Source organism: Ruminococcus sp. N15.MGS-57 (assembly GCF_000980385.1).
Classification (GTDB): Bacteria; Bacillota; Clostridia; order Oscillospirales; family Ruminococcaceae; genus Hominimerdicola; species Hominimerdicola aceti.
Genome location: NZ_LARF01000128.1, coordinates 1 through 818, shown reverse-complemented (window position 1 = coordinate 818; position 818 = coordinate 1). Strand labels below are relative to the sequence as shown.

Genomic DNA, 818 nt, shown 5'->3' with positions numbered 1-818 from the left:
CTCACTTCCTTTGCTTTTTGCAGATAGTATAACAGGCAAATGTCCGAGAATTGTTACAAGGACAAATATATTTATCATTTTACAGCTTTTTTATGTGTACTGCAATTTTATAAAAGAAAGGACAGCAGTATCATCAAATTGCTGTCCTTGCGGTTTATTATAGCTGGTAGTGTATAAGCGTGGGTTCATCATATTTGGTGTGGTATCTTTAACTATGGGAAACTCCGGTTTCCCAACGGGAAATCGTTCTGGCGGAGATATTGAATTGTTCGGCAAGCTGTTCCTGAGTGATACCTTGTTCCTTTCGAAGTTCTCTGATGAAACTTCCAATTTTTTGTTGATTCACACTGTAACCTCCTTGATGACAGAGTAAAATAAAATATCTGCCGGAAACACGACATAAAGTGAGAAATGCTGTATTTCGGAAGCAGACACATGTGTCTGGTACATGAATTTTATTGTAACATGAATTAGATTCAGATAAAACATAAAAGAGAAGTTTGTATTGAGCTTTTAACTTTTTTACTGTATACTGTTAAAGGTGAAAGTGATAAAGCACAACTTTTAATAACTATGGCGTTTTGCTATTTAGGGAAGGAAATTTAGAATGTTTATTGTACAGCTTATTGAAGCCACCTACAATTTTCTGTGGGGCGACTTATTTCAAATTCCGCTGCCGGTCGGCGGTTCTATCGGCATTTCACTGCTGATCCTATTTCTTGTGCCGGCGGCGGTTTATTTTACGATTCGTACGCGTTTTATGCAGGTTCGCCTGTTCCCGGATATGGTGCGTGCCCTGACGAAACAAAAGAGCGGGG

General features: G+C 38.8%; 1 protein-coding gene and 1 pseudogene. One reads left to right on the top strand and one right to left on the bottom strand.

Annotated elements, in window-relative coordinates:
- Window positions 1-208: 208 nt before the first annotated feature.
- Window positions 209-346 (bottom strand): helix-turn-helix domain-containing protein, encoded by a 138-nt coding sequence (locus WS40_RS10885; RefSeq protein ID WP_046442295.1) that lies wholly within the window; start codon window positions 344-346, stop codon window positions 209-211.
- Between the two features lie 261 nt (window positions 347-607).
- Between WS40_RS10885 and WS40_RS10880 the strand changes: the two are divergent.
- Window positions 608-818, top strand: a pseudogene (locus tag WS40_RS10880) (amino acid carrier protein); the annotation flags it as partial.